The organism is Actinoplanes sp. NPDC051513, from assembly GCF_044454685.1.
Classification (GTDB): Bacteria; Actinomycetota; Actinomycetes; order Mycobacteriales; family Micromonosporaceae; genus Actinoplanes.
This window is the reverse complement of record NZ_JBITDW010000005.1, coordinates 410,614-437,323: the sequence shown is the minus strand read 5'-3', so window position 1 is coordinate 437,323 and position 26,710 is coordinate 410,614. Positions and strand designations below refer to the sequence as shown.

Sequence of the window (26,710 nt, the reverse complement as noted above, 5' to 3'; positions counted from 1 at the left end):
GCCGACCATCCGACAGTGACCTGGCTGACTCTTCCCTGAGATAACCCTGAGCTTGGCGTTTATGGGGTTGGGCTGGTCGCCGCGTCCGGCATACCCTTCGGCCGTCAGACGAAGGGGAACGTCTCGGGGGGAGACGGCGATGGCTACGGGTGGGATAGCGAGACTGGTCTGCGGGCGATGGTCGAAATGGATCGTCCTCGGGCTGTGGGTAGTGGTGCTGGCGATAGCCGGGCCGCTGGCGGGCAAGCTCGGCGGCGTCGAGAAGAACGACAACTCGGCCTGGCTGCCCGGCGGCGCCGAGTCGACCGCGGTCATGGACCTGCAGAAGCAGTTCCAGCCGGACGACATCGTCCCGGCGATCATCGTCTACGAGCGCACGGGCGGCATCACCGAGGCCGACCAGGCCAAGGCGGCCGCCGACGCGAAGGCGTTCGCCGGCGTCACGGGCGTCGTGGGCCAGGTGACCGGCCCGATTCCGTCGCAGGACAAGCAGGCCCTGTCGACCCTGGTGAACATCAAGGTCGACGAGGACGGCTGGGACAAGATCGTCGGCGTCGTCGATGACATCAAGGGCATTTCCGGTACGGGCGGCGGCGGGCTCACCATCTTCCTGACCGGACCGGCCGGCAACGCGGCCGACTCGGCCGGCGCGTTCGAGGGCATCGACGGCACCCTGCTGTACACCACGCTGATCGTGGTGGCGATCATCCTGCTGATCACGTATCGGAGCCCGGTCCTCTGGCTCTTCCCGATCATCAGCGCCGGTGTCGCGCTGACCACCGCGCAGGCCGTCATCTACCTGCTCGCCGAACACGCGGGCCTGGTGGTGAACGCGCAGAGCGCCGGCATCCTCACGGTGCTGGTCTTCGGCGCCGGAACCGACTACGCGCTGTTGCTGGTCGCGCGGTACCGCGAGGAGCTGCGCAAGCACGACGACCGGCACGAGGCGATGATGATGGCCCTGCACCGGGCCGGACCGGCGATCATCGCGAGCGCCGCCACCGTCGCGGTCGGCATGTCGATCCTCACGCTCGCCGAGCTCAACTCGACCGCCGGCCTCGGGCCGGTCGCCGCGCTCGGCATCGTGGTCGGCCTGCTCGCCATGATCACGCTGCTGCCGGCCATGCTGGTGATCTGCGGCCGCTGGCTGTTCTGGCCGGCCCGGCCCAAGTTCGGCACGAGCGAGCCGACCGCGACCGGCTTCTACGCGCGGCTCGGCAACCGCATCGCCCGCCGTCCGCGCGCGGTCTGGATCGGCACGGCGCTCGCGCTCGGCGTGATGGCGCTCGGCCTGCTGCAGCTCAACGCGAACGGCCTGTCCACTGCCGACAGCTTCACCACCAAACAGCCGTCGGTCGTCGGCGAGGAAGCGCTCGCCCGGCACTTCCCGGCGGGCGGCGGCCAGCCGGTCACCGTGATCGCCAATGCCGCTCAGGCCGACCAGGTGCGCCAGGCGCTCGGCGGGGTGCCGGGCATCAGCTCGGTCGCCGACCCGGTGGTCAAGAACGGCCTGGTCCAGCTGGACGGAACGCTGGCCGACGCGCCCGACAGCACGGCCGCTCAGAACACGGTCGAACGCGTGCGTGACGCGGTGCACGAGGTGCCCGGAGCGAACGCGAAGGTCGGTGGCGCGACCGCGATGCTGGTCGACATCAACGCGGCCAACCGGCACGACAACCAGCTGATCATTCCGCTGGTGCTGCTGGTCGTGCTGGTGATCCTCAGCCTGCTGTTGCGGGCGATCCTGGCGCCGGTGATCCTCATCCTCACCGTGGTGCTGTCGTTCGCGGCCGCGCTCGGCGTCAGCGCGCTGGTCTTCCGGCACGTGTTCGGCTGGCCCGGCGAGGACACGTCGTTCCCGCTGTTCGTCTTCGTGTTCCTGGTCGCGCTCGGCATCGACTACAACATCTTCCTGATGACCCGGGTGCGCGAGGAGGCGCGCGTGCACGGCACCCGGCGCGGCTCGCTCGTCGGCCTCGCCGCGACCGGCGGCGTGATCACCTCGGCCGGCATCGTCCTCGCCGGCACGTTCGCGGCGCTCGGCAGCCTGCCGCTGGTGGCGTTCGCCGAGATCGGGTTCGCGGTCGCGTTCGGCGTGCTGCTCGACACGCTGATCGTGCGGTCGGTGCTGGTGACCGCGCTCAACCTGGACATCGGCCGGTGGATGTGGTGGCCGTCGAAGCTCACCCAGGTGCGCGACAGCAGCGACGACGACAAACCGGCCGAGCCGTTGTCAGCATCTGAACCCGAGCTAACGCACTGAGCGCCTTTCCTTGCAGGGTCGGGGGACACCGACCCTGCAAGGAGGCGAGGCCGATGAAGGCCGTCCGGGTTCACTCCTACGGAAAACGACCCTCCGTCGACGACGTACCCGAACCGGCGATCTCCGGACCGCTCGACGTGCTCGTCCAGGTCGGCGCGGCCGGGCTGTGCCGCACCGACCTGCACATCGTCGAGGGACAGTGGGCCGAGAAGTCCGGCGTGCAACTCCCGTACACGATCGGACATGAGAACGCCGGTTGGGTGCGTGAGATAGGCAGCGCCGTCACCAATGTCGCCGTAGGCGACGCGGTGATCCTGCACCCGCTGGTCACCTGCGGGCTGTGCCGGCCCTGCCGCTCCGGCGACGACGTGCACTGCGAGAACTCCCGCTTCCCCGGCATCGACTCCGAGGGCGGGATGGCCGAGCTGCTGCTCACCACCGCCCGCTCGGTGGTCAAGCTCGCCGACGGGCTCGAGCCCGCGGCCGTCGCGGCCCTCGCGGACGCCGGGCTCACCGCCTACCACGCGGTCCGCAAGGCGGTGCCGCTGCTCTACCCGGGCACCACCTGCGTGGTGATCGGCGCCGGCGGCCTCGGGCACATCGGCGTCCAGTGCCTGCTCGCCATGACCGCGGCCCGCGTCGTCGTGGTCGACCCCAACCCGGCGGCCCGGGCGCTCGCTTCGTCGCTGGGCGCGCACGAGGTCTTCGACTCCACCACCGACCTGCACGACAGCGCGCACGTGGTGCTCGACTTCGTCGGCGAGCAGGGCGCGGAGAAGGAAGGGCTGCTGGTGACGCGGCGGGCCGGAAGCTACTTCGTGATCGGGTACGGCGGGTCGATCGACATCCCGACCATCGACCTGATCTCCACCGAGCGCAACATCATCGGCAACCTCGTCGGCTCCTACAACGACCTCGACGAGCTGATGACGCTCGCCGCCCAGGGCAAGGTCACGCTGCACACGCGGACGTACCCGCTGGCCGCGGTCAACGAGGCCATGGACGATCTGGAGGCCGGACGCCTGCAGGGACGCGGAATCCTGGTGCCCTGATGTACCACAAGGATGGCCACGCCTACTTCGTCGTCGACGGCAGCGCGCGCTTCTGGGACGGCAGCCCCGCCAACCAGAGGAACCGCTACGGCGAGGGGTACGTCAACTGCCTGTTCGACTACCACACCCACCTGTCGCCGCCGGACCTGCGGGACAAGCTCGAGGAGTTCGAGCGCTGCGCCGAGGACCGGATGATCAGCGACCTGTTCGAGGTGGGGCACGCCGACGTGGCCATCCTGCAGTCCACCTACCTGACCGACTGGTTCGTCAACGGCTTCACCACCACCGCGCAGAACGGCTCGCTCGCCGAGCGCCACCCGGGGCGGTTCATCGTCAACGGGCGGTTCGACCCGCGCGACGGCGAGGCCGGCCTGGAAGAGCTCGAGCGGCTGCACGAACGGTGGCAGCTGCAGGGCGTCACGCTCTGCACCGGCGAGTGGAAGGGCAACAGCAAAGGGTGGAAGCTCAGCGACCCGTGGGCCTACCGGTACCTGGAGGCCTGCGTGTCGCTCGGCATCCGCAACATCCACGTGTACAAGGGGCCGACGGTGTACCCGATGAACCGGGACGCCTTCGACGTGGCGGACGTGGACGACGCCGCCACCGCGTTCCCGGCTCTCCGGTTCGTCGTGGAGCACGTGGGCCTGCCCCGGCTCGACGAGTTCTGCTGGATCGCGACGCAAGAGCCCAACGTGTACGGCGGGCTCGCGCTCGCCCTGCCGTTCCTGCACTCGCGGCCGCGGTACTTCGCGCAGATCATCGGCGAATTGCTGTACTGGCTGGGCGAGGATCGCCTGCTGTTCGGCAGCGACTACGCGATCTGGCAGCCCGGGTGGCTGGTCGAGCGGTTCGTCGACTTCCAGATCCCCGCGGACATGCAGGGGGAGTACGGCGTTCTCACCCCATCGGCGAAGCAGAAGATCCTGGGGTTGAACGCCGCCCTCCTCTACGACTTGAAGGTGCCCTCGCTCTCTATTTGACGGCCAGTTCGCCCAGCTCCGACCAGTCGTCCTGGTCGATCATCTGGCTGATGATCTTCGGCGTGGCCACGAGGTACTGCGGCAGGTCCTGCTGGGCCTGCTTGAAGTGCGCCGACCCGACGTGGGCCGCGCCCGCGTCGCCGTCGCGGAACGCCTCGACCAGCACGTACTCCTGCGGGTTGTCGAGGCTGCGCGACCAGTCGAACCACATGCACCCCGGCTCGCCCCGGGTCGCCCGGGTGAACGACCCGGCGATCTCGGGCCACCGCTCGGCATGCTCCGGCTTGATCAGGAACTTGGCGGTAATGAAGATCATGGTGGTTCACCTTTCGCGCGATCAGCCATCGGGGTTCCCTCCCCGGCGGCGCGGACGGACGCTGTGTGCATGAGCGGCAAAGGCGCTGGTCTCCTCCAGTCCGTGGAACGGGCGATGCGGGTGCTCGACCACATCGCGGCCTCCCCCGGTCCCGTCCCCGCACGGGACGTCGCCACGTCGCTCGGCTTGACCCTCCCTACCACCTACCACCTGCTCACCACTTTGGTCACGGGCGGATACCTGGTTCATCTCTCCGAGGAAAAGGCGTACGCGCTCGGCCACCGCGTCGACGACCTGGCCCGCGGCCTGCACCGCCAGATAGCGATCCCGCCGTCGGTGCAGCGGGTGGCCGAGGTGGTGCACCAGCAGGCCCAGGCGGCGGCCTACTACGCGGCATTGCGCGACGCCGAGATGATCGTCGCGCACGTCGCCGAGTGCCCCCAGCACCCGCGGATCCGGCCGCTGGACGTCGGATTCCACCAGGCGCCGCACGCCACGGCCTTCGGCAAGCTGATGCTGGCCACGCTCGCGCCCGACGCCCGCGAGTCCGTGCTCGACCACACCGGCACTCCCGCGGTGACCCGGTCGACGGTGACCAGCCGGGCGCAGCTGACCCGCCAGCTCGACCAGGTCCAGGGAACCGGGCTGGCGGTCGAGGTGGACGAGTTCCAGTCGGGGCTGAGCTGCATGGCCGCGCCGGTGACCGACGCGGCGGGCCGCTTCGTGGCGGCGGTGGCCATCTCGATGCCGACGTCGCGCCTGCGGGCCGACCGCTGGACGGCCGAGCGCGCGGTGCGGCTGGGGGCGGTGCGGGCCACGCGGGCGGTCGCGCTGAGCACGGCAGTGCGCTCGGGCCGCCTCACGTAGGGGGCGCCGGCCTTCTTCGCTACCGTTTCCTCGCCGCCCCGGGACGCTATCCGTGCCATCCGGGGGCCGGGCGGCTGCGAATGCTGGGTGAGGAAACACCTCGAGGAGGCTTCATGCGTACCGTAGTTCGCTTGGCGATCGCCCTCGGCGCGGCCGCCGCCACCGTGATTCTCTGGGAGGCCGCCGCCCACGCGGCGACCGCTATCGAATACGGCCTGATCGCGGCCCTCTGACGGCTTCGGCGCCGGCCTGAATCCCACAGTGGACCGGGGGTCGTGGCTGGCCGGAGGGGTCGGCCGGGAAAGTTGTCGTACCCGGGGGGCATACTGCGGACCGCACCCGAAGAGCTTCGAGGAAGGCGGGCCGCATGGCGGACAACGATCCGTTGGTAGACACCTGGCGGCAGATCATCGTGGGTGACGAGAAGTCGTGGGTGCTGTTCGAGCACGGCACCTGCGTCGTTCTGGTCGATCCCGCCGACGATCTGGCAGCCCAGGCCGTAGCGATCCTCCGCGAGCACGGGCCGGTTCGGGCCGGCTCGCCCTCCGCGGATTTCGGCACGGTCCCCTTGGAATCGATCCCCGGCTGGGTGGTGACCAGCCACCACCCCGACATCCTGACCTACGTGTCCCCCGACGATGTGGGCGAGGACGACATAGCCCAGGACGACGACAACACCCCGCTGGCCGTGGGGCTGGTCGGCCGCGCCAACCGCGACCGCGACGCGCGCGACCGGGCGGTTGTCCACGTGGAAGACAAACGCCGCTAGCGCCCACCCGGCCGGTCGCTCCACGGTGCCGGCCGGGGTGGGCGGCCGGGCAGATGTCAGCTGTGGATCCTGCCGAAATAGCGGGCTGTGACGTAAGCGCCGGCGCCTGACAAGACGGCCGGCCGGCGGCACGTCATCGCCGTGGGCAGCGCGCTGAGCCCGGCGAAGGCGAGCGATGTCGGATCGTGGACACCGCCCGATCGCTCACGGCGGCCGGGGCGGGCTCACCCGCCGCAGGCCGGCCTGCGGCGGGTGAGGACCCGGATCAGGAGATCGCGGCCGAGACGGCCGGGTACCAGCGGTTGGCGATCTTCACGTCGCCGGCGTTGCTCGGGTGGACGCCGTCGTAGGTGTCCGTGGCCGTGTTGAAGCCGGTCCACTGGTCCACGATCGTGACCGGGGACGCCGTCGTCGACAGCGAGGACGCCCAGGCCGGGATCGCGGTGTTCAGGTTGACCACCCGGGCCGCGCATTCGGCGCAGGTGCTCGGATTCATCGGGATGATCTGGGCAACCAGGATCTTCATGGTCGGTTTGGAGGCCCGCATCTGGCCGACGAGCCGGGTGAACGCCGCGAGGATCGTCGAGGTGGGGATGTTGCTCCACACGTCGTTCGTGCCGAAGTGCATCATCACGACGTCGGGGTGGGTGGCCGCCAGCCAGCCGACCAGCTGGTCCTGGTTGGCGACGCCGGTGGCCAGGAAGCCGCCGTGCCCCTCGTTCTCCCCGTCGTAGGTGAAGCCGCAGCCCTGGGGCGGCAGCGTTCCGACGAAGTCGACCCGGGCGGCGGGCAGCATCTGCCACAGCAGGGCCCGCCAGCAGCCCGGCGAGCCGGTGATCGAGTCGCCCAGCGCCATGATCTTCACGGAGGAGCCGGCCGGGGGTGTGGTGGTCGGCGGTGTGATGGAGGGCGGCGTGGTCGTGGGGGTGGTGGTCGGCGGCGTCGTCGTGGGAGTCGTGGGCGCCGTCGTCGGGCTGGTCGGCGTCGTCGGGGTGACGCCGCCGGTACACGTCACGCCGTTGAGGGCGAACGACGCCGGCACGGGGTTGCTGCCGGTCCAGGAGCCGTTGAAGCCGAAGGAAGCGGCGCCACCGGTGGCGATGGCGTTGTTCCAGGCGGCGTTGCGGACCGTGACCGCCGACCCGGACTGGGTCACGGATCCGTTCCACAGTTGAGTCACGGTCTGTCCGGCGCCGAAGGTGAAGGCGAGCGACCAGCCGTTGACCGGGTCGCCGAGGTTGGTGACGTCCACGGCGGCGCCGAAGCCGCCCGGCCATTGGCTCGAGATCGTGTACTTCACCTGGCAGCCGGCCGCGGCCGAAGCCGTGCCGGCGGTGATGACGCCGGCCGAGACCAGGGTGGTGGTGGCGACGGCGAGGATCGCCAGTCTTCGTCGGTGCATGGGGGTCCTCCCGGAGGACGCGGGATGTGGGTGGGGACCTTGACTAACCAGGAAGGAGGGCTCAATCTGGGAGCGCTCCCATTCATGACTGTAAATCCAAGGGGCCGCGCGTGGCCAGCAGGAGAAGGATCGCCGCCGTCTTCGCGGTCGCGACCGTCGGCGCGGGGCTGCTGGCCGTCGCGACCCGTGCGGACGCCGCCGCGGGGTGCCAGGTCAAGTACACGGTCTCGAACTCGTGGCCCGGCGGGTTCGGGGTGGCGGTCGACGTCACCAACCTCGGCGACCCGATCAACGGGTGGACGCTGGCGTTCGCGTTCCCGGGCTCGCAGACGATCAGTCAGCTGTGGAACGGGGTGGTGACGCAGTCGGGCGCGAGCGTCCAGGTCAAGGACGCCGGCTACAACGCCGCTCTCGCGACCAACGCCACGACGAGCTTCGGCTTCAACGGGAACGGCACGGCCGCGGTACCGGCAGCTTTCACGCTCAACGGTACGGCGTGCACGGGCGGAACAAATCCGACAAGCTCGCCGACGACGAGCACCCCGACGACCCCGCCGACGACGCCGACCACCCCGCCGCCGACCACCCCGACCACACCGCCCACGACCACGCCGCCGACCACGCCCACGACCACGCCGCCCACCGGGCCGGCCACGGTGAACGGCAAGCAGGTGGAACGGCTGGACCGCGGGCTGGTCAGCGTGCACTCCAGCAGCGGCAACCTGATCAGCTGGCGCCTGCTCGGCACCGACCCGGGCGGCATCGCCTTCAACGTCTACCGCGGCGCCACCAAACTGAACTCCAGCCCGCTGACCGGGTCCACCAATTACCTCGACTCCGGGGCCGCCGCCGGGCAGACGTACACGATCAAGGCAGTTGTCAACGGAGCGGAACAGGCCGCCGAAGGCCCGGCGCTGTCGCTCGCCAACGGCTATCTGGATGTGCCGATCCAGAATCCGAACAGCTCGCTGTACGCCGCCAACGACGCGAGCGTCGGCGACCTCGACGGCGACGGCAAACTCGACATCGTCCTCAAGTGGGACCCCACGAACTCCAAGGACAACTCGCAGTCCGGGGTGACCGATCCCGTGTACGTGGACGGGTACAAGCTCGACGGCACGCGCCTGTGGCGCATCAACCTCGGCCGCAACATCCGCGCCGGCGCGCATTACACCCAGTTCCAGGTGTACGACTACGACGGCGACGGCGATGCGGAAGTCGCCATGAAGACCGCCGACGCGACGGTCGACGGCGCGGGCTGGGTCATCGGCGACGCGAACGCCGACTACCGCAACTCCAGCGGCTACGTTCTCTCCGGTCCCGAGTACCTGACGATGTTCGACGGGCGCACCGGCGCCGCAGTGTCCACCGTGAACTACGAGCCGCCGCGCGGCACCGTTTCGAGCTGGGGCGACTCGTACGGGAATCGGGTCGACCGCTTCCTGGCCGGAACCGCCTACCTGGACGGCAGCCGGCCCAGCGTCATCATGGCGCGCGGCTACTACACCCGGTCGGTGATCGTCGCCTGGGACTTCCGCAACGGCGCGCTGACCCGGCGCTGGACCTTCGACTCGAACGCCTCGGGCAACAGCGCCTACGCCGGGCAGGGCAATCACCAGCTGTCGATCGCCGACGTGGACGCCGACGGCAAGGACGAGATCATCTACGGCGCCATGGCGGTCGACGACAACGGCGGCCGGCTGTGGAACACCGGCAACGGGCACGGCGACGCCGTGCACGTCGGCGACCTCGACCCGTCACGGCCGGGCCTGGAGGAGTTCAAGGTCGACGAGGACGCCAGCAAGCCGTCGTCCTGGTTCGCCGACGCCCGCACCGGCCAGATCATCTGGTCGACGCCGGCCAACGGCGACAACGGGCGCGGCGTCTCGGCCGACATCTGGGCTGGCAGCCCGGGCGCCGAGTCGTGGTCGTCGGCGGCCGACGGCGTGCGCAGCCCGTCCGGCGCGGTGGTCTCGTCGCGCAAGCCGGGCTCGACGAACTTCGTGGTCTGGTGGGACGGCGACGCGACCCGGGAGCTGCTCGACAGCAACCACATCGACAAGTACGGCACGTCGGGTGACACCCGGCTGCTGACCGCCGCGGACGTGCACTCGAACAACGGCACCAAGTCGACGCCGTCGCTGTCGGGCGACATCCTCGGCGACTGGCGCGAGGAGGTCATCTGGCCGACGACCGCCAACAACGCCTTGCGGATCTACAGCACGCCCACGCCGACCGACCGGCGGGTCGTGACGCTGCTGCACGACGTGCAGTACCGGGAGGCGATCGCCTGGCAGAACACGGCGTACAACCAGCCGCCGCACCCGAGTTTCGCAATTCAGTAGATCGCTTTCCGCGGGTGGGGATCCCCGGTTCGCCAATTCGCGCGAGCCGGGGATCGGCGGAGAGCACCGTCGCGGCGGGCGCGGTGTCGGCGGCGTTCGAGGGCTGGGAACGCCGAACGCGACCGTCCGTCAGCCCACGCCGACGCGCTCGGTTCGGTTGCGGGAGGCGCGGGCGGCCAGGCCAGGCTCGGCCAGGAACGTGATCACCCCGCCCAGGGCAAAGGCCGCGGCGACGAAGGCGGAGCCGCGCAGCGCGGTGGTCAGCATCAGGCTGCCGATCAGCGCGCCCGCGGTGATGCCCACGTTGAAGGCGGTGGAGACGGCGGCCGAGGCCATGTCGGTGCCGGCCGGTGCGACCTGCAGGACCCGGGTGCCGTTGACCGTGACCAGCCCGGACAGGGCGAAGCTCCCGGCCGCGACGGCGGCCACCGCGCCGCCGGCATGGGTCGCCCACAGTCCCTGCAGGGCCAGGGCGACCGTCTCCAGCGCGGTCAGCGCGACGAGGGCCCGCCAGGCGTGCCGTTCGGGGACGAATCCGGCGGTGATCACGCCGGACATGCCGGCCACGCCCCGGATCAGGAGAACCCCCGCGATCGCCGACGACGGGATGCCGGTGACGTCGGTGAGGAACGGCGTGATGACGGTGATCGCTGTGAACACGCCGGTGACCGTGACGGCGGTGGCCACGACCAGGGTGCGGTAGCGGACCCGGTCGGGCTCCGAGCCCCGGTCGGCGTGACCCTCGCCGGGCGGGATGTCGGGCATGAGGCTGACGACGATGATGGCGATGGCGAGACCGACGACCGACAGCGCCAGGAAGGGCACGCGCCAGCCGTACTGCTGACCCAGCCAGGTGCCGGCGGGCACGCCCAGAAGCGGGCCGGCGGAGCTTCCCGCGTACAGGACGGCTATGGCGCGACCCCGCGCCTGCGGAGGAAAGAGGCCGGCCGCCGCAGGTGTCACGACCGCCCAGAAGACGGCCTGGCTCAGCGCCGTCACCACCCGGCCGGCCAGCAGAAGAGGGTAGGACGGGGCGATCGCCGAGAGGGCGGTCGCGCCGGCGGCGGTGAGCAGCAGCGCGGTGAGCAGGCGCCGGCGCGGCCAGCGGTGGGTGAGGCGGGTCAGCGGGATGGTGGCGACCACCACGACCAGCCCGTACGCGGTGACCAGAAGCGCCACCGAGGAGGCGGGCACGTGCACGCCGCCGGCGATCTGGGGGAGCAGTCCGATGGGGAGGGTCTCGACGGTGACGTAGAAGAAGGTCGACAGCGCGAGGGCGACCAGGACGATCCGTGCGCGCATGCTTCCCCTTGCTGTCTCGCCGAGCGCCGGCGGTCAGCGGCGGCCGAGGAGCGCGCCCGCGCCCAGCCCGCGGATCGAAGCGTCGAGCACCTGGGCGGTGTGCGCAAGCGCAATCTCACCGCCCTGCCGCTGGACCGCGGCCGCCACCTGCATGAGGCACCCCGGGTTGGCGGTGACCAGCAGGGACGCGCCGGTGGCCAGGACGTTGGTGGCCTTCCGGTCGCCGAGCGCGGCCGCCGGCTCCGGGTTGAGGACGTTCCAGACGCCGGCCGAGCCGCAGCAGATCTCGGGGTCGGCGATCTCCCTGAGGGTCAGGCCGGGGATGTCGCGCAGCAGGCCGCGTGGCTGGGCGCGGATGCCCTGCGCGTGAGCGAGGTGGCAGGCGTCGTGGTAGGCGACCGTCATGTCGAGCGGGTGCCGGGTGGCGACCGGGCCGAGCTCGGCGAGCAGCTCGGCCAGGTCGCGCACCTTCGCGGTGAAGGCCACGGCCCGTGAGGCGTACGCGGGGTCGTCGGCGAGCAGCTCGTCGTACTCCTTGAGCGACGACCCGCACCCGGCGGCGTTCACCACGAAGTAATCCATCCCGGTCTTCTCGAAGACGGCGATGAGCCGGCGGGCGAACCGTTTCGCCTCCTCCTTGCGTCCGTTGTGGACGCTGAGCGCGCCGCAGCAGCCCTGCGACGGCGGGATCAGCACCTCGCAGCCCTCGGCGGCCAGCACCCGCACGGTCGCCGAGTTGACGTCGGGGAAGAACGCGCTCTGCACGCAGCCGGTGAGCATGCCGACGACGGCCCGGCGTTGACCGCGGGCCGGGACGCGGCGCGGCGGCCGCGGCACGCTTCGCAGCCGCGGCGCCAGCGATTCGAGGGTGGCGAGAGTCGGCGCGAGGCGCGGCAGCAGGCCCGTGCGGGCCACCAGCTTCTGAAGACCCGAGCTCTGGTACGCCCGCAGCGGCCCCCGCAGCAGCCGCAGGCGCCGCGGATACGGGAAGAGGGCGAAGATTGCCGAACGCAGGGCGCGGTCCTTCGGCGTACGCGTGTGGCGGCGCTCGATCTGAGCGCGGGTGTCCTCGATCAGCCGGTCGTATTGGACGCCCGACGGGCAGGCGGTCACGCAGGACATGCACCCTAGGCAGTTGTCGAAGTGCTCGACCATCGAGTCGCTGAGCGGCTCGCCGCCGACGCCCTGGTTCATCAGATAGATGCGGCCGCGCGGCGAGTCGGCCTCGGCGCCCCACAGAACGTAGGTGGGGCAGGTGGGCAGGCAGAACCCGCAGTGCACGCAGTCGGCGATCAGCTCTTTCTGCGGCGGGTGGTCGTCGTCGAAGGCCGGTTCGCTGGTCACTTGCCCCAGCACGTCCCGGGGCGCCTCGCCGGTGCCCCACGTGGCGTCGACCATCAGATCCCTCCCACGAAGCGGCCGGGCGCGAACCGATGCCCCGGATCGAACTGGTCCTTGACCCGGCGCATCAGCGCAAGCCCCTGCACCGGCCCCCACATGTCGAGGATGTCGCGCACCTCCGGCGGCGCGGTGAGCACGACCGCATGCCCGCCCAGTCGCACGCACCGGGCGCGCAGCCGCTCGACCTCGGTGATCCCGGCCGCGCCCGCATAGAGCACCCCTGTTCCCGCTGACCCCCGCACCGGATCGCCCCCGCCGGCCAGCTCGGGCACCTTCGACAGCGGCACCGACAGTTTCATCCCGATCCCGCCGGCCGGCCACGGGTCGACACCCCACCAGCCGGGTGGGTCGTCGGCAACATCGCCTCCCAACAGCTTGGCGATGAGCGCTGCCCGTTCGCGTACGCCCTCAGCGGTCCCCTCGATCAGGACGGCCAGCTCCCCGGTGGTCGAGTCGTACTCGACCGCGGCCGGCGCCACCCGGGCCTCCCGCACCCGGGCCGCGTCGGTCGCGGTCGCCTTCGCCACCACGTAGGACGCGACCCGGGGACGCGGGTGCAGCCGGAACGCGCACTCCGTGATCAGCCCGAGCGTCCCGTACGAGCCGGTGAACAGCTTGCCCAGGTCGTACCCGGCGACGTTCTTCACGACCTTGCCGCCCGACTTGGCGACCTTGCCGTCCGGCCGCACCACGGTGATGCCGATCAGCAGGTCGCGGACGCTGCCGTAGTGCAGCCGCCGCGGCCCGCTGGTCCCGGTCGCCACCGTTCCGCCGACGGTCGACCCCGCGGGCCCGTCGAGCGCGAGCACCTGATCGCCGAGTTCGATCTCCGCCAGCGGCGTTCCGGCCCGGACCACGGTGATCAGGTCGCCGGCGGCGTGCTCGACGACCCCGGTGAGCCGCCGAGTGTCGATGATCAGATCGAGCGTGCGTGGTGGCACACCCCAGTCGATCTTCGTACCCGCGCCGCGCACCACGACGGTCAGGTCCTGCGCGGCCTTGATCAGCTCCGCCGCCTCGCCGGTGTCGGCCGGGGCGGCGACAAGACGGGCCGGCACACCCCCGACCACGTCGTGTTCGCCGGCCGGCCGGGCCAGGTCGTCCAGGACCGGCATCAGAAGACCTCCGCGCCGTGCCAGTCAGGATTGGCTGCTTCGTGCAGCGGGTGCGCGCCCTGGTGACGGCCGGGCCGCTCGCCGCACAGCCGCGGCGTCGGGAAGATCTTGCCCGGGTTGGCGAGGCCCGCCGGGTCGAAGGCACAGCGGACGAGCTGCATCGTGTCGAGGTCGTCGGCGGTGAACATACGCGGCATGTACTTCGCCTTGTCGGCGCCCACACCGTGCTCGCCGGTGATCGACCCGCCGTACTCGATGCAGAGATCGATGATCGCGCCGGACGCCGCCTCGGCCCGCTCGGCCTCGCCCTCGACCCGATCGTCGAAGAGCACCAGCGGATGCAGGTTGCCGTCGCCCGCGTGGAAGACGTTGGCGACCCGCACCCCGTGCGAGACGGCGAGGTCGTCGATGCGGCGCAGCACCTCAGGCAGCGCGGTCCGCGGGATCACGCCGTCCTGCACGATGTAGTCGGGGCTGATCCGGCCCACCGCCGCGAACGCCGACTTGCGGCCCTTCCAGAACAGCGCCCGCTCGGCGTCGTCGGCCGCGATGCGGATCTCGAAGGCGCCGTTCTCTTCGCAGAGCCGGGTCACCTCGTCGAACTGCGCCGAGACCTCGGCGGCCGGGCCGTCGAGCTCGACGATCAGCACCGCACCCGCGCCCGGCGGGTAGCCGCAGGCGACCGCGGCCTCGGCGGCCTCGATGGCGAGCGCGTCCATCATCTCGATCGCGGCCGGGACCACGCCCGCGCCGATGATCGCCGAGGTGGCCGCCCCGGCCTGGTCGGTGCCGTGAAACGCGGCCAGCAGCGTGCGCACCGACTCGGGCAGCCGGGTCAGCTTCACGGTCACCTCGGTGGCGACGCCGAGCGTCCCCTCCGACCCGACGAACGCGCCGAGCAGGTCGTACCCCGGGGGGTCGAGGGCGCGCCCGCCGAGCCGGGTGATCTCGCCGTCGGGGGCGACGATCTGCAGACCGGTGACGTGGTTGGTGGTGAACCCGTACTTGAGGCAGTGCGCGCCGCCCGAGTTCTCGGCCACGTTGCCGCCGATCGAGCAGATCTGCTGGCTGGACGGGTCGGGCGCGTAGTAGTAGCCGTGCGGCGTCGCGGACCTGGTCACCTGCAGGTTGATCACCCCCGGCTCGACGACCGCCCGCTCGTCGCCGGGGGAGACGTCGAGGATCTCCCGCATCTGGGCCGTCACGATCAGCACCCCGTCGGCGTGCGGGAGCGCCCCGCCGGACAGCCCGGTGCCCGACCCGCGCGCCACGAACGGCACGGCGGCATCGACGCAGGCCCGTACCACGGCTGCCACCTGCGCGGCGTTCTTCGGCAGCGCGACCACCGCCGGAACGACCTTGTAATGCGCGAGCCCGTCGCACTCGTAGGTGCGCAGCTCCTGCCGGTCGGTGATCACCCGCTCGGCGCCGAGCGCGGCGCGCAGGCGCCCGGCGAGCCCTTCGATCCCGGTCATCAGCGACCTCCTCACCACCGGCCTCCGGTCAACGTAACCCGCCGCACACACGCGGCGCGACAGCTTGACGCGGCCGGCGGGTATAGATCGACGTGTGAGAGATCTGCAAGTGGGCTGCACGCTCGAGTTCGACGTCGCTCGGCCGGCCGAGATAGTGCTCCAGCTGGCGGTGGCCCGCCGCCCGGGCGTGACCGTGGACGACCGGCTCGACGCCTGGCTGGACGACCGGCCGGTGCCGGTCGTCGCGCTCGACACCCCGGACGGCGGCCGCGTGCACCTGTTCACCGCAGCGCCGGGCCGGCTGCGCATCGCCTACGACGCGCGGGCTGCCGTCGAGGCGTCGCCGGCGGCGGTGACGCCACTGGAGCGGATCGCGGCGCTGCAGCCCAGCCGTTACTGTCCCTCCGACCGGCTGCTCGGCTTCGCCGAGCGCCAGTTCGGCCAGATCGACGACCCGGCCGCCGTGGCCGCCTTCGTCCACGACCGGACCCGATACGTCGCCGGCGCCAGCACGGTCACCACCGACGCCACCGACACCCTGCTCTCGGGCGAGGGGGTCTGCCGCGATTACGCCCACCTGGTGTGCGCGCTCTGCCGGGCCCTGGGCATACCGGCCCGGCTGGCCGCCGTCTACGCCCCCGGGCTGTCGCCCATGGACTTCCACGCGGTCGCCGAGGTCGCCGTCGGCGGGGTCTGGCAGATTGTCGACGCGACCCGGCTCGCCCCGCGAACATCGCTGATACGGATAGCCACCGGCCCGGACGCGGCGGCCACCGCGTTCGCCACCGTGCAGTCGGGCGCGGCCGACCTGGTCGCCCTGAACGTGCGCGCGATCGTCGACGGCGACCTGCCGGCCGACGACCACACCGGCCCGGCGACGCTGGCTTGAGAAGCTCATAGCTGCATCCTGGGCCCTCCCCTTGGGGGAGAGTCGAGCCCCAATTTCGCAGCTCGCCGGAGCCGCCCGGTCACCGTCGGTACGGCAGTCGGCGCTCGAAGGAACTTCTGCAAAGATGGCCCGATGTTCCCGACCGCCCGAGCCGCCCGCATCGCCGTCACCGCACTCTGCGCCCTCGCCGTGACGGCCGCCTGCGGTGACTCCGACGACGACGGCAAGCAGCCCGACAAGGGCCTCATCACCGCGACCACGATGCGCGGCGCGCTGCTGCAGGCCGCCGAGGTCGGGCCGACGTGGAGCGCCCCCGAGGAGAGCGCCGACCCCAACCAGCTGGTCAGCCTCTGCGGCGGCACCACCGCGCCGCCGACCGTGCCGCCCGGCGGCACCATCGTCACGTCGCCGCTCGTCGACGAGGGCGAGAAGGGCGCGCAGACCCTCGAGCAGATCGCGCTCGTCTACGGCGGCAAGACCGGCGCCGACGCGGCCCTGGCCGGGCTGCGCGGGGTGGCCGACGGCTGCCAGAAGAGCCTGTCGGTGCCGGGCGTCAAGACCAGCGACCGCAACGAGCCGGCGTACACCGAGACCGTCGAGGTGCAGCCCCTCAACGAGGGCGGATGGGCCGGGTTCGTGGTGATCCGGCACAAGAAGTACGAGGCCGGCCACCCGGGCACGGCCGACACCGCCGTCGTGGTCGCGCAGACGTCGAACGTCGTGCTCGTCGACGCGTACGCGATCTATCAACTCAACAACGCCAGCGCCGCGCCGAGCTTCGACCAGGACTGGAAGAAGCTGGTCGGCACGGTCGTGCAGCGGGTGGGATAGACAGACCTGCCCGGGGTCGTCTAATGTTCGGCGTGCGCCGTTGCGAGTTCTTCCCCCGTGGAATTCGCAGCGGCGTCTTAACTTTCCCGCCGCCGCGCTAGCCGAGGAAGCTCACCGGCAGGCTCGTGTAGCCCCTGATCGTGAGACTGTCGCGGCGTGCGGGCGCGCCGCCGAGGCGTACGCGTGGGAATCGTCGCAGCAATGCCGGGAACGCGACCTGGGCCTCGAGCCGCGCGAGAGGCGCACCCAGGCAGTAGTGGATGCCGCCGCCGAACGAGAGCGGCGCGTTGTCCGCCCTGGACAGATCGAGCTGCGACGGCGAGTCGAACCGCGAGGGGTCATGGTTGCCCGCCCCGAGATAGGCGACAATCCGGTCGCCGGGCGAGACGTCCACCCCGCCGATCGCCGTCTGCTCCCACGCCACCCGCCCGACGAGCTGCACCGGTGAGTCGAAGCGCAGCAGCTCCTCGACGGCGGTGGCCGGATCGGCATGCAGCAGCGGCATCTGCGCGGGCGAGCCCAGCATCGCGACGAGCCCGTTGGCCAGCAGGTTCGTCGTCGTCTCGAACCCGGCCGCGAACAGCAGCGCCGCCATCGTCAGCAGCTCGTCCTCGCTGAGCCGATCTTCCTCGTCCGCGGTGACGAGGGCGCTGATCAGGTCGTCCTGCGGCGCACGCCGGCGTTCCGCGGCCAGGGAAGCCAGATATGCCCGCATCGTCGCGGCGGCCGGGTCGGCCTTCTCGATGACGGCCGGGGTGATCGTGTCGAGCAGCTGCGACCAGTCGCGCACGAGGCCCTGGAACTGCGGCCGATCGGGCGCCGGCACCCCCAGCAGCTCGCCGATCACGTTGACCGGCAGCGGAAACGCGAAGCCCTCGATGAAGTCGCCCGGCCCGTCAACCTCAGCTAGGAGCTCATCGACCATCCGCTCGATCGCGGGCCGCAACGACTGCACCCGCCGGGCCGTGAACGCCGAGCTGACCAGCCGCCGCAGCCGGGTGTGATCGGGCGGATTGCTCGCCAGCATGCTGGTGAACAGCTGGTCGAGCGCCGGGTGATCCTTCCAGTCCGGCAGTCCCACAAATGCCAGCATCTCCGCCGGCATGTGGCCGAGCCGGGCATCCCGGGTGACGGCCGCGCAATCCGCATGACGGGTGACAACCAGGGCGCCGTCGTCGGCCCGCAGCACCGGCGAGATCTCCCGCAGGCGGTCGTACCGAGGGTACGGATCGTCACGGCCGGCCAGCGTGGTCAGCTCGCCGAGCAGGGTCGATACCTCGGGTCCTTCCACAATGTCCACCACTCGGCCGACCTTACCCGGGCGGGGGTTGAGTGCCGGGGTGTCGTGGCTTAGGCTCGTGGCGGTCTCATCAACCACAGTTTATGACGCCCTACATCGGGGGATGTGCATGGACGCGGCACGCGCGTCCCTGCTCATGGACGTCAGGCTCGCACATGGTGGTCCGGGCACACGGGGAGGAGGGGCGTGGTGGGCGCCTTCTCCATCGCGGAGAAGCTCGATCGATTGTTCCGCCAGGTCCGCGCCGCGGGCCAGGCGGAGCCGAGCTACATGGCGGTCGCCGAGGCGATCCGCGCTCAGCAGGGTGTGCCGATCTCGCACACCTACATCTGGCAGCTGCGCACCGGCCGCCGCGACAATCCGACGGTCCAGCACCTGACCGCGCTGGCGACCTATTTCGGCGTACCCGTCGCGTATTTTCTCGACGACGAGCAGACCCGCCAGGTCGACGCCCAGCTCGCGTTGCTCCAGACCATTCGCGACGCCGGCGTCACCGAGATCGCGCTGCGGGCCGCCGACGTCTCGCCGCGTGGCCGCGAGACGATCAGCGAGTTGATCCGGAAGGTCTGGGAGTCCGAGCAGCAGGAGCCGTGAAGCCGCCCCGGCGGTAGGCGTGGCTCACCCGGCTCAGCCAGCCCACCTCGTCCGACATCTCCGGCCCGACCGGGGCGAACCCCCGCGCGTCGCCGGCCGGCGCCACGCCGTCGGCGCGACGCCGGAGAGCGGAGGCGATTGCCGCGGCTTCCGCTTCGGGGGTTTCGATATCGACCCCGGGCAGGTACGGCCGGAGCGCCAGCATCCCGTCCCTGATCTCGATGACCCGCCGGTAGAGCCGCAGGTGCACATCGTCGACGCCGGCCAGCTCGATCACGGCCCGCCGCGGGGTGAACAGGATGACCTCGGGAAAGGCGTCCCGCATGGCCGTCCACAGCGGCCGCAGCACCAGCAGGTCGCGATAGGCGCCGAACACCGACCGCGCCCGCCGCCCGGCCGGCACCAGGGCGCCGGCCACCGCGAACAGCGTCCCGGCCCCCTGCAGGAGCCGGCCGCCGGGCGCGACATGCTCGAAGTCGATCGGCACCCCGGCGCCGCGCAGCACGATGAGGACGGTCTTCGCCGCCGCGTACACGGCGATCATCGCGGTGCCGAGCGCGATCGTGCGCAGCCCGAGCCGGGGCAGCCCGGCCGGCGCGTCCCGGGCCACCGACCAGAACAGCAGCGTGGTGCTCACGAGCACCGCGCCCAGGTAGCCCTCGAGCACCACCCAGTAGGCGACCGTCGCCGGCGAGAGGTCGCCGCTGAGCCGGGCCGGCCTCGGGTCGATCCCGCCCGCCACCACGTCGAGCGTGAGCATCGCGACCAGCACGGCGGCGGTGAGCACGAGTTGCCAGCGCAGGCCGCCGGTGCCGGTGAGCTGGGCCAGGAAGCGCAGCAGCACGAACGCGGCGACGACGCCCAGCAGGTGGGTCAGGATCGGCCAGTCGACGGCCCGCGCCACCGGCGGGAACGTGGACGTCTCGGTCAGTGTGCCGGCGAACAGCGTCGCCCACATCGCCTGCTGCCGCCGGTCGCGCCAGAGCGTGGGCAGCCGCGCCACCGTGGCGCCCCAGAGGAACGCCAGGAGCGCGACCTCCAGGCTCACTCGACGAAGCCGAAGGCGTCGGCCACCCGGCCGATCGTGCCCGGCTGCGGCGCCGCGCGCCCGCGGATCAGCGAGGCCACCATCTCGGCCTCGCGTTCCTGCTCGCTGGTGTAGCTGACCCGGCCCAGGACCCGGCTGACCGTGGCCGGGTCGAGGTCGGGGAAGAGTTTGGCGAGCGCGCCGTCGGCGCCGGAGTGGCCGCAGAGGATGTGTGCGAGCTCGTGCAGCACGATGTGCTCGGCGTGCAGCGGCGAGGTGCCGGGGTCGTAGAAGACGTGGTCGGCCCGGTCGGTCGCGATCCACAAACCGCAGGGCGCGTCGGCGGACAGGCCGGGGACCGGGCGGCGGATCAATGGGCGGCCGCGGTTCGCGGCGACCTCGGCGCAGAACGCGTCGAGGTCGAACGGCCGGGGGACCCTGATGCCCCGCAGGCGCCGCTCGCTCCGCCACCGCAGACCTTTCACCGTCGAAAGGCTACCCGCAGGTTGGTATGCACGGAACTGCGCGAAGAGAGCGCTTCCCGAACAGGGAGCTGCGGGAGCCTGTGGAAAACCCCACGCATTGGTTAACTATTCGGCCAAGGTCTGCTTAGCCTTACGAATCTCGGGGCAGAAACCAGTTCGGCCGCGGAATCGTAAACCGGAGGTGGTCGGCATGGATCAGTACGTCTACGACTTCGCCGAGGGCAACAAGGACATGAAGGATCTGCTCGGCGGGAAGGGCGCGAACCTTGCCGAGATGACCAACCTCGGCCTGCCCGTACCGGCCGGCTTCACGATCACCAGTGAGGCGTGCAAGCGCTACCTCGCCCAGGGCACCCATGTCGACGGTCTCGACGAGGAGATCGACCAGCATCTCGCCGCGCTGGAGGACGCGATGGGGCGCAAGCTCGGCGACCCGGCCGACCCACTGCTGGTATCCGTACGCTCCGGGGCCAAGTTCTCGATGCCCGGCATGATGGAGACCGTCCTGAACGTGGGGCTCAACGACGAGTCGGTGGACGGCCTGTCCCGCCAGGCCGGTGGCAACGACCGGTTCGCCTGGGACTCGTACCGCCGCCTCATCCAGATGTTCGGCAAGACGGTGTGCGACGTGCCCGGCGAGGAGTTCGAGGACGCCCTGCACCAGGCCAAGGTCGCCAAGGGCGTCAAGGACGACGTGCAGCTCGACGCCGACGACCTGCGGGCGCTCGTCTCGGCGTACAAGAAGGTCTTCGCCAAGCACGTGGGACACGACTTCCCGCAGGACCCGCGCCACCAGCTCGATCTCGCGATCGAGGCGGTGTTCCGCTCGTGGAACGCGGACCGCGCCGTTCTCTACCGCCGGCAGGAGCGGATCCCGGCCGACCTGGGCACGGCCGTCAACGTCGTCGCCATGGTCTTCGGCAACCTCGGGCCCGACTCGGGCACCGGCGTCGCCTTCACCCGCGACCCCGCGACCGGCGAGAGCGGCATCTACGGCGACTACCTGCAGAACGCGCAGGGCGAGGACGTCGTGGCCGGCATCCGCAACACGCTCCCGCTCGCCGACCTCGAGAAGATCGACAAGAAGTCGTACGACGAGCTGCTCTCGATCATGGCGACGCTCGAGGGGCACTACCACGACCTGTGCGACATCGAGTTCACGATCGAGCGCGGCAAGCTGTGGATGCTCCAGACGCGGGTCGGCAAGCGGACCGCGGCGGCTGCATTCACGATCGCGGCCCAGCTCGTCGACGAGGGCATGATCGACCTCGACGAGGCGGTCACCCGGGTGTCGGGCGCGCAGCTCGCCCAGCTGATGTTCCCGCGCTTCGACCTCGCCGGCGACCCGTCGCCGCTCACCCGCGGCGTCGGGGCCTCACCGGGCGCCGCGGCCGGCGAGGTGGTCTTCACGTCCGCCGACGCCGTCGCGCGAGCGGGGGAGGGCAAGAACGTGATCCTGGTACGGCGGGAGACCAACCCCGACGACCTGCCCGGCATGATCGCGGCGCAGGCCATCCTCACCTCGCGCGGCGGCAAGACGTCGCACGCCGCGGTGGTCGCCCGCGGCATGGGCAAGACCTGCGTCTGCGGGGCCGACGAGCTCGAGGTCGGGCGCGACCAGTTCACCGTCGGCGGCCGGGTCGTCCACGAGGGCGACGTCATCTCGGTCGACGGCACGACCGGGCGGGTCTACCTCGGCGAGGTGCCGGTGCGGCCGTCCGAGGTGGTGCAGTACTTCGAAGGGGACCTCGATCCCGCCCTGGCCAATGAACCGCTCGTGGCAGCCGTACACCTGCTCATGACACATGCCGATGAGAAAGCCAGGCTGAAGGTGCGCACCAACGCCGACACCGGCGCCGATGCCGCGCGTGCGCGGCGATTCGGCGCGCACGGCATCGGCCTGTGCCGCACCGAGCACATGTTCCTCGGCGACCGGCGCGAGCTGGTGGAGCGGCTGATCCTGGCGCACAACCCCACCGAGCGCAACGACGCCCTGGCCGCCCTGCAGCCGTTGCAGCGGGCCGACTTCCTCGACATCTTCCGCGAGATGAACGGGCTGCCGGTCACGGTGCGGCTGATCGACCCGCCGCTGCACGAGTTCCTGCCGTCGCTCGAGGATCTCGCGGTGCAGGTGGCGGTGGCGAAGGAGCGCGGCGAGGACTCTCCGCGCGACGAGCGCATGCTGGCCGCGGTGCGGCGCATGCACGAGCAGAACCCGATGCTCGGCCTGCGCGGCGTCCGGCTCGGCCTGGTGATCCCTGGTCTGTTCGCGATGCAGGTGCGTGCCATCGCGGAGGCGGCGGTGGCGCTGGCCGCCGAGGGTGGCCGCCCGCGCCCGGAGATCATGGTTCCGCTGGTCGGCGCCGTTCAGGAGCTCGAGACCGTACGCGCGGAGGCCGAGAAGATCATCGCCGAGGTCGTCGGCGACTCCGGTGTCGAGGTCCTGATCGGCACGATGATCGAGGTGCCCCGCGCGGCGCTCACCGCCGGGCAGATCGCCGAGGCGGCCGAGTTCTTCTCGTTCGGCACCAACGACCTCACCCAGATGGCGTGGGGCTTCTCCCGCGACGACGTGGAGGGCGCGTTCTTCTGGCGCTACCTGGAGCTGGGCATCTTCGGCATCAGTCCGTTCGAGTCGATCGACCGTGACGGCGTCGGGCGCCTGGTGCGGATCGCCGCCGAGGAGGGCCGCGCGGCCCGCCCCGGCCTGAAGCTGGGCGTCTGCGGCGAGCACGGCGGCGACCCCGAGTCGGTGCACTTCTTCCACGAGGTGGGGCTCGACTACGTGTCCTGCTCGCCGTTCCGGGTGCCGGTCGCGCGCCTCGAGGCCGGCCGGGCCGCGATCGAATCGGTGGGATCCGACCACAGGTGAGACAAATGTTCACCGAGCCCTCCGGGGGAAGTCTCCCCCGGAGGGCTCAATTTTGTCGGTGGGTGGGTCTAGCGTCGGCCCTGACAGCTCATATCAGTCAAAGGAGCCTGTGATGGCGTCTCAGCTCAACCCCTACCTGACCTTCGACGGCAACGCCCGCCAGGCCATGGAGTTCTACCGGTCCGTCTTCGGCGGCGACCTGAAGATCAACACGTTCGGCGAGTTCGGCAACCCCGACCCCGCGGTCAAAGACCTCGTCATGCACGCCAACCTCGACACCCCCCGGGGCTACCGCCTGATGGCGTCCGACACCGCGCCGGGCATGACGCTCAACCCCGGCAACAACGTCACCTGCAGCCTCAGCGGCGACCCGGGCGACGACCTCGAAGAGGTGTGGGCCAAGCTGTCCGGCGGCGGCGAGGTGCACGTCCCCTTCGAAAAGCAGATGTGGGGCGACACGTTCGGCCAGTGCAAGGACAAGTTCGGCATCCAGTGGATGGTCGACGTCGTCGGGTCCTGACCCCGGCGCGCCCCGGACGCCCCGGCCTTCCCGGCCGGGGCGCCGCGCACCGGGCTCCGCAACCGGCTCGGCCGGCGTCGGGTTGCGGGCGAGAGATGCCGGGCATCGCCATGTGCCCGGTCCCGCGTCGAGAATTCCGGGCGGGGTGCCGGGCTTCGCAACCGCCCAGGCCTGCCTCGAGGATCCGGGCGCGGCACCGAGGCTCCACACTCACCCGCGCCGAGTCGATGGCTTCCGGGCGGACGGAAATCTCTGCGCCGCGCCGATGCAGGCCTACCGGGAATCCAAATGCGAAACCCGGCGAGATCAGCTGCGGAATACTCTCGCCAATCTCGTCCGGGATGAAAGTGGCTTCTTGAAACCAGTCATGCGAGGCCGCCCACCCACCAGGCGCAACGGGCCGTGTCGTCAGGGGAGCAGTGTGTTCTGGTCGTGCAAGAGCAGCCAACTGCCGGCCTCACGCGTAAAGGTGAGGCTCAGGACGTACCGCATCGTGTACGGCTCGCCGTGCTGGTCGCGGTCGTGGTAGTCGACGGTGAAGACGGCTACGGCGGTGTCGCCGGCGGTCGCGGTGCGGTCGGGGGTGAGGCGCCAGCTCCAGTCGGGGTCATCGAACCACGAGCGGTGGAAGTCGGCGATCGAGTCGTGGCCCTGCAGGAGGCGGCCGTTCGGCATGATCAGACAGACGTCGTCGCGGACGGTGGCCAGGTAGGCCTCGAGGTCGCGGGCCTCGATCGCCGCCAGGTGGCCGGCCAGGGCTTCGGTGAATTCCACGTGCCCCAGCATGCTGGCGGGACGCCGGGCCCGCACGGCATTTACGCGCCTGGTCAGGTCGGCCTCATCGAGCGGCTGGCCGCGGCTCGGTCCGGGAGCGCCGCGTGGGCGTGCCCGACTGTCATCGGAGGTGGCCGGCAAGCTCCGACAAGTCGCCGATCACGCGCGTGGCCGCGGCGCCGTCCTCGGCCGGAAGCCCTCGGCGGTTGACCCAGACCGAGCGGATCCCGGCCGCGTTGGCGCCCGCCACGTCCGCCCGCAGCGAATCACCCACGTGCATCACGTCGCCGGCCTCGAGCCCCAGCGCGGCCAGCCCGTGGCGGAACATGGCGGCGTGCGGCTTGTAGGCGCCGACCCGCTCGCTGCACACGACCGCGTCGAAGGCCAGCCCGTGGTGGGCTATCGCCGCGGTCAGCACCGCGTGGTCGGCGTCGGAGACCACACAGATCGGCGCCGTGACCTGCGACAGGAACTCGCGCGTGCCCCGGCGCAGCGGCAGCACCCGCCCGCTGAACTGCCCGGCGCCGAACTCCGCCGGATCGCCCGCGCAGCCGTGCGCGGCCATGACCGCGGCCAGGCTTTGCACGGCGCAGTCGCGCAGGTTCCGGAACGGCGTGCCGCTCGCGACGGCCGCGTACTCCCGCTCCCAGTCGGTCATGACCACGGACCGGGCGGGATGGGCCGGGGAGCCCGCGGCGACCCGCTCGGCGATGGCCAGCATGGTCGAGTCGTCGTCCTCGACGACCGTGCCGTAGAAATCGAGCAGCAGCCCTTTGATCATGCGGCAATTCTCGCGGGTCGACCGGGAGCGGATCGGCGGTGCGACCGTTAAGTTGTTGAGCGGGATGTACCGTCACCGATCCAGCCTGGGGGACCTGCTCCACCACATCCATGTGGGCGGGCCGCTGTCGCGCGCCGCGCTCGCCGAGCGGATGGGCGTCAACCGCAGCACGATTCTGGGGTGGACGGCCGAGCTTGTCGCCGCCGGCCTGGTGCGTGAGGAACATCCGGCGGGTACGACCGGCGCCGGGCGCCCGTCGCTGGTGGTGGTGCCCGAGTCCAAGCGGGTGTGGGTGCTCGCCTTCGACGTCGCGGTCGACCGGCTCGTCGCGGCCCGGGTCGGGCTGGGCGGCCGGATCCTGCAGCGTCGCGAGACGGCCCGCCCGCGCGCCGGTGTCGACCTCGACACGGTGGTGCGCAAGCTCGCGGCGCTCGGCCGGGAGCTGATCGACCCCGGGTCGCTGTGCGTCGGGGTCGGGGCGTCCTACTGCGGCATGATCCGCCCCGGCGACGGGATGGTCCGCTACGGCCCCGAGATGGGCTGGGTGGACCAGGCGTTCGGGGCCGGGTTGTCCCGCGCGCTCGGCATCGGCCTGCCGGTCGCCGTCGGCAACGAGGCCCACCTGGGCGCCCTGGCCGAGTTCCAGCGCGGCGCCGGCGTCGGCTCACCCGACCTGGTCTACCTGCACGGCGACGTGGGCGTCGGCGGCGGCATCCTGGTCGGCGGCAAGCTCCTGGGCGGCGAGAGTGGCTACGGCTGCGAGGTCGGCCACATGCTCGTCAACCCCACCGACGGCCGTCGCTGCCTGTGCGGCTCGCGGGGCTGCCTGGAGGCCGAGACGGGCGAGTACGCCCTGCTCGACGCCGCCGGCCGAGAGCCGGGCGAGTTCGGCCGCGACGCCGTGCGCGCCGTCATCCGCGACGCCGGGGCCGGCGACCGGGTGGCCGCGGCCGCCCTGGCGGAGATCGGCGACTGGCTCGGCATCGGCGTCGCCAACCTGATCAACCTCTTCAACCCGGGCGCGGTCATCTTCGGCGGCACCCTCCGCGACGTCTACGCCGCCGCCTCGCCACAGGTGGCGGCCCGCATCGCCCAGCACGCCATGCCCGTCTCCCGCGAGCGCGCCCAGCTGCGCGTCTCGGCCCTGGCCGACGACGCCACCCTGATCGGCGCCGCCGACCTCGGCTTCGGCGCCCTCATGGCCGACCCCGTCGAGGCCGCCACAGCCAGACTCACGGCAGACCTCACCGCCCCCTGACGCACACCGCCGTTGGCCGCCGCCCCTGCGACCCGCTGTGCGGCCCGCCCGCTCGCCGTGCGGCCCGCCCGCTCGCCGTGCGGCCCGCCCTC

The 26,710-nt window shown here is 71.4% G+C and carries 23 protein-coding genes; 12 read left to right on the top strand and 11 right to left on the bottom strand.

Annotation, left to right across the window (positions count from 1 at the left end; genetic code table 11):
- Nucleotides 1-139 precede the first annotated feature (139 nt).
- The 3 genes from ACIA5D_RS19900 to ACIA5D_RS19890 are packed head-to-tail and all read left to right on the top strand — an operon-like array spanning nt 140 to nt 4,295.
- On the top strand, nt 140-2,263 hold the full coding sequence (locus ACIA5D_RS19900) for an MMPL family transporter (protein ID WP_396031516.1): 2,124 nt from the start codon (nt 140-142) through the stop codon (nt 2,261-2,263).
- A gap of 53 nt (nt 2,264-2,316) precedes the next feature.
- Nucleotides 2,317-3,315 (top strand): NAD(P)-dependent alcohol dehydrogenase, encoded by a 999-nt coding sequence (locus ACIA5D_RS19895; RefSeq protein ID WP_396031514.1) that lies wholly within the window; start codon nt 2,317-2,319, stop codon nt 3,313-3,315.
- Complete coding sequence (locus ACIA5D_RS19890; protein ID WP_396031512.1) at nt 3,315-4,295, top strand: amidohydrolase family protein; 981 nt, start codon at nt 3,315-3,317, stop codon at nt 4,293-4,295. Before ACIA5D_RS19895 ends, ACIA5D_RS19890 begins: the two co-directional genes overlap by 1 nt.
- Here ACIA5D_RS19890 and ACIA5D_RS19885 read toward each other — a convergent pair.
- Nucleotides 4,288-4,611: a putative quinol monooxygenase gene (locus ACIA5D_RS19885; protein ID WP_396031510.1), complete on the bottom strand. Its 324-nt coding sequence runs from the start codon at nt 4,609-4,611 to the stop codon at nt 4,288-4,290. The two genes, ACIA5D_RS19890 and ACIA5D_RS19885, sit on opposite strands and share 8 nt — an antisense overlap.
- 69 nt (nt 4,612-4,680) lie before the next feature.
- On the opposite strand from ACIA5D_RS19885, the gene ACIA5D_RS19880 reads away from it, so the two are divergent.
- Both ACIA5D_RS19880 and ACIA5D_RS19875 read left to right on the top strand, forming a co-directional pair.
- Nucleotides 4,681-5,478: an IclR family transcriptional regulator gene (locus tag ACIA5D_RS19880; protein WP_396031508.1), complete on the top strand. Its 798-nt coding sequence runs from the start codon at nt 4,681-4,683 to the stop codon at nt 5,476-5,478.
- Between the two features lie 367 nt (nt 5,479-5,845).
- Complete coding sequence (locus ACIA5D_RS19875; protein WP_396031506.1) at nt 5,846-6,247, top strand: hypothetical protein; 402 nt, start codon at nt 5,846-5,848, stop codon at nt 6,245-6,247.
- A gap of 265 nt (nt 6,248-6,512) precedes the next feature.
- On the opposite strand, the gene ACIA5D_RS19870 is transcribed toward ACIA5D_RS19875, so the two are convergent.
- Complete coding sequence (locus ACIA5D_RS19870) at nt 6,513-7,649, bottom strand: cellulose binding domain-containing protein (protein WP_396031504.1); 1,137 nt, start codon at nt 7,647-7,649, stop codon at nt 6,513-6,515.
- A 110-nt stretch (nt 7,650-7,759) separates the two neighbouring features.
- On the opposite strand from ACIA5D_RS19870, the gene ACIA5D_RS19865 reads away from it, so the two are divergent.
- Complete coding sequence (locus tag ACIA5D_RS19865) at nt 7,760-9,994, top strand: cellulose binding domain-containing protein (protein WP_396031502.1); 2,235 nt, start codon at nt 7,760-7,762, stop codon at nt 9,992-9,994.
- 129 nt (nt 9,995-10,123) lie between these two features.
- On the opposite strand, the gene ACIA5D_RS19860 is transcribed toward ACIA5D_RS19865, so the two are convergent.
- From ACIA5D_RS19860 to ACIA5D_RS19845, 4 genes are read right to left on the bottom strand one after another with little or no spacing between them, the layout of a single operon-like run.
- On the bottom strand, nt 10,124-11,296 hold the full coding sequence (locus ACIA5D_RS19860) for an MFS transporter (protein ID WP_396031500.1): 1,173 nt from the start codon (nt 11,294-11,296) through the stop codon (nt 10,124-10,126).
- Nucleotides 11,297-11,329: 33 nt separating this feature from the next.
- Nucleotides 11,330-12,694, bottom strand: coding sequence for a (Fe-S)-binding protein (locus tag ACIA5D_RS19855; RefSeq protein WP_396031498.1), 1,365 nt, complete (start codon nt 12,692-12,694; stop codon nt 11,330-11,332).
- Nucleotides 12,694-13,812 (bottom strand): FAD-binding oxidoreductase, encoded by a 1,119-nt coding sequence (locus ACIA5D_RS19850; RefSeq protein ID WP_396031496.1) that lies wholly within the window; start codon nt 13,810-13,812, stop codon nt 12,694-12,696. Before ACIA5D_RS19850 ends, ACIA5D_RS19855 begins: the two co-directional genes overlap by 1 nt.
- Nucleotides 13,812-15,287 (bottom strand): FAD-linked oxidase C-terminal domain-containing protein, encoded by a 1,476-nt coding sequence (locus ACIA5D_RS19845; RefSeq protein ID WP_396031495.1) that lies wholly within the window; start codon nt 15,285-15,287, stop codon nt 13,812-13,814. The genes ACIA5D_RS19850 and ACIA5D_RS19845 overlap by 1 nt, the downstream gene beginning before the upstream one ends.
- A 94-nt stretch (nt 15,288-15,381) precedes the next feature.
- Between ACIA5D_RS19845 and ACIA5D_RS19840 the strand changes: the two genes are divergently transcribed.
- Together ACIA5D_RS19840 and ACIA5D_RS19835 are read left to right on the top strand one after the other, a co-directional pair.
- The gene (locus ACIA5D_RS19840) at nt 15,382-16,176 is read left to right on the top strand and encodes a transglutaminase family protein (RefSeq protein WP_396031493.1); all 795 of its coding nucleotides are present in this window, start codon (nt 15,382-15,384) and stop codon (nt 16,174-16,176) included.
- Between the two features lie 132 nt (nt 16,177-16,308).
- The gene (locus ACIA5D_RS19835) at nt 16,309-17,007 is read left to right on the top strand and encodes a hypothetical protein (protein ID WP_396031491.1); all 699 of its coding nucleotides are present in this window, start codon (nt 16,309-16,311) and stop codon (nt 17,005-17,007) included.
- A 97-nt stretch (nt 17,008-17,104) separates the two neighbouring features.
- Here the strand turns inward: ACIA5D_RS19835 and ACIA5D_RS19830 are convergent, their stop codons facing one another.
- The gene (locus ACIA5D_RS19830; RefSeq protein ID WP_396031490.1) at nt 17,105-18,310 is read right to left on the bottom strand and encodes a cytochrome P450; all 1,206 of its coding nucleotides are present in this window, start codon (nt 18,308-18,310) and stop codon (nt 17,105-17,107) included.
- Nucleotides 18,311-18,496: 186 nt separating this feature from the next.
- On the opposite strand from ACIA5D_RS19830, the gene ACIA5D_RS19825 reads away from it, so the two are divergent.
- On the top strand, nt 18,497-18,901 hold the full coding sequence (locus tag ACIA5D_RS19825; protein ID WP_396031488.1) for a helix-turn-helix domain-containing protein: 405 nt from the start codon (nt 18,497-18,499) through the stop codon (nt 18,899-18,901).
- Here the strand turns inward: ACIA5D_RS19825 and ACIA5D_RS19820 are convergent.
- Together ACIA5D_RS19820 and ACIA5D_RS19815 are read right to left on the bottom strand one after the other, a co-directional pair.
- Nucleotides 18,852-19,949 carry an MAB_1171c family putative transporter gene (locus tag ACIA5D_RS19820; protein ID WP_396031487.1) on the bottom strand — a complete coding sequence of 366 codons (1,098 nt, stop codon included), beginning with the start codon at nt 19,947-19,949 and terminating at the stop codon, nt 18,852-18,854. The two genes, ACIA5D_RS19825 and ACIA5D_RS19820, sit on opposite strands and share 50 nt — an antisense overlap.
- The gene (locus ACIA5D_RS19815; RefSeq protein ID WP_396031485.1) at nt 19,946-20,413 is read right to left on the bottom strand and encodes a hypothetical protein; all 468 of its coding nucleotides are present in this window, start codon (nt 20,411-20,413) and stop codon (nt 19,946-19,948) included. The genes ACIA5D_RS19820 and ACIA5D_RS19815 overlap by 4 nt, the downstream gene beginning before the upstream one ends.
- A 190-nt stretch (nt 20,414-20,603) precedes the next feature.
- Between ACIA5D_RS19815 and ppdK the strand changes: the two genes are divergently transcribed.
- Complete coding sequence (gene ppdK, locus ACIA5D_RS19810) at nt 20,604-23,285, top strand: pyruvate, phosphate dikinase (protein ID WP_396031483.1); 2,682 nt, start codon at nt 20,604-20,606, stop codon at nt 23,283-23,285.
- A 112-nt stretch (nt 23,286-23,397) separates the two neighbouring features.
- The gene (locus ACIA5D_RS19805) at nt 23,398-23,805 is read left to right on the top strand and encodes a VOC family protein (protein WP_396031481.1); all 408 of its coding nucleotides are present in this window, start codon (nt 23,398-23,400) and stop codon (nt 23,803-23,805) included.
- A gap of 408 nt (nt 23,806-24,213) precedes the next feature.
- Here the strand turns inward: ACIA5D_RS19805 and ACIA5D_RS19800 are convergent, their stop codons facing one another.
- Together ACIA5D_RS19800 and ACIA5D_RS19795 are read right to left on the bottom strand one after the other, a co-directional pair.
- Nucleotides 24,214-24,579, bottom strand: coding sequence for a YybH family protein (locus tag ACIA5D_RS19800; RefSeq protein WP_396031480.1), 366 nt, complete (start codon nt 24,577-24,579; stop codon nt 24,214-24,216).
- A gap of 121 nt (nt 24,580-24,700) precedes the next feature.
- A complete protein-coding gene (locus ACIA5D_RS19795) occupies nt 24,701-25,360 on the bottom strand; it encodes an HAD family hydrolase (RefSeq protein ID WP_396031478.1) in 660 nt (219 codons plus the stop codon).
- Nucleotides 25,361-25,424: 64 nt separating this feature from the next.
- Here ACIA5D_RS19795 and ACIA5D_RS19790 point away from each other — a divergent pair, with 64 nt between their 5' ends.
- A complete protein-coding gene (locus ACIA5D_RS19790; protein WP_396031691.1) occupies nt 25,425-26,618 on the top strand; it encodes an ROK family protein in 1,194 nt (397 codons plus the stop codon).
- Nucleotides 26,619-26,710: the final 92 nt, after the last annotated feature.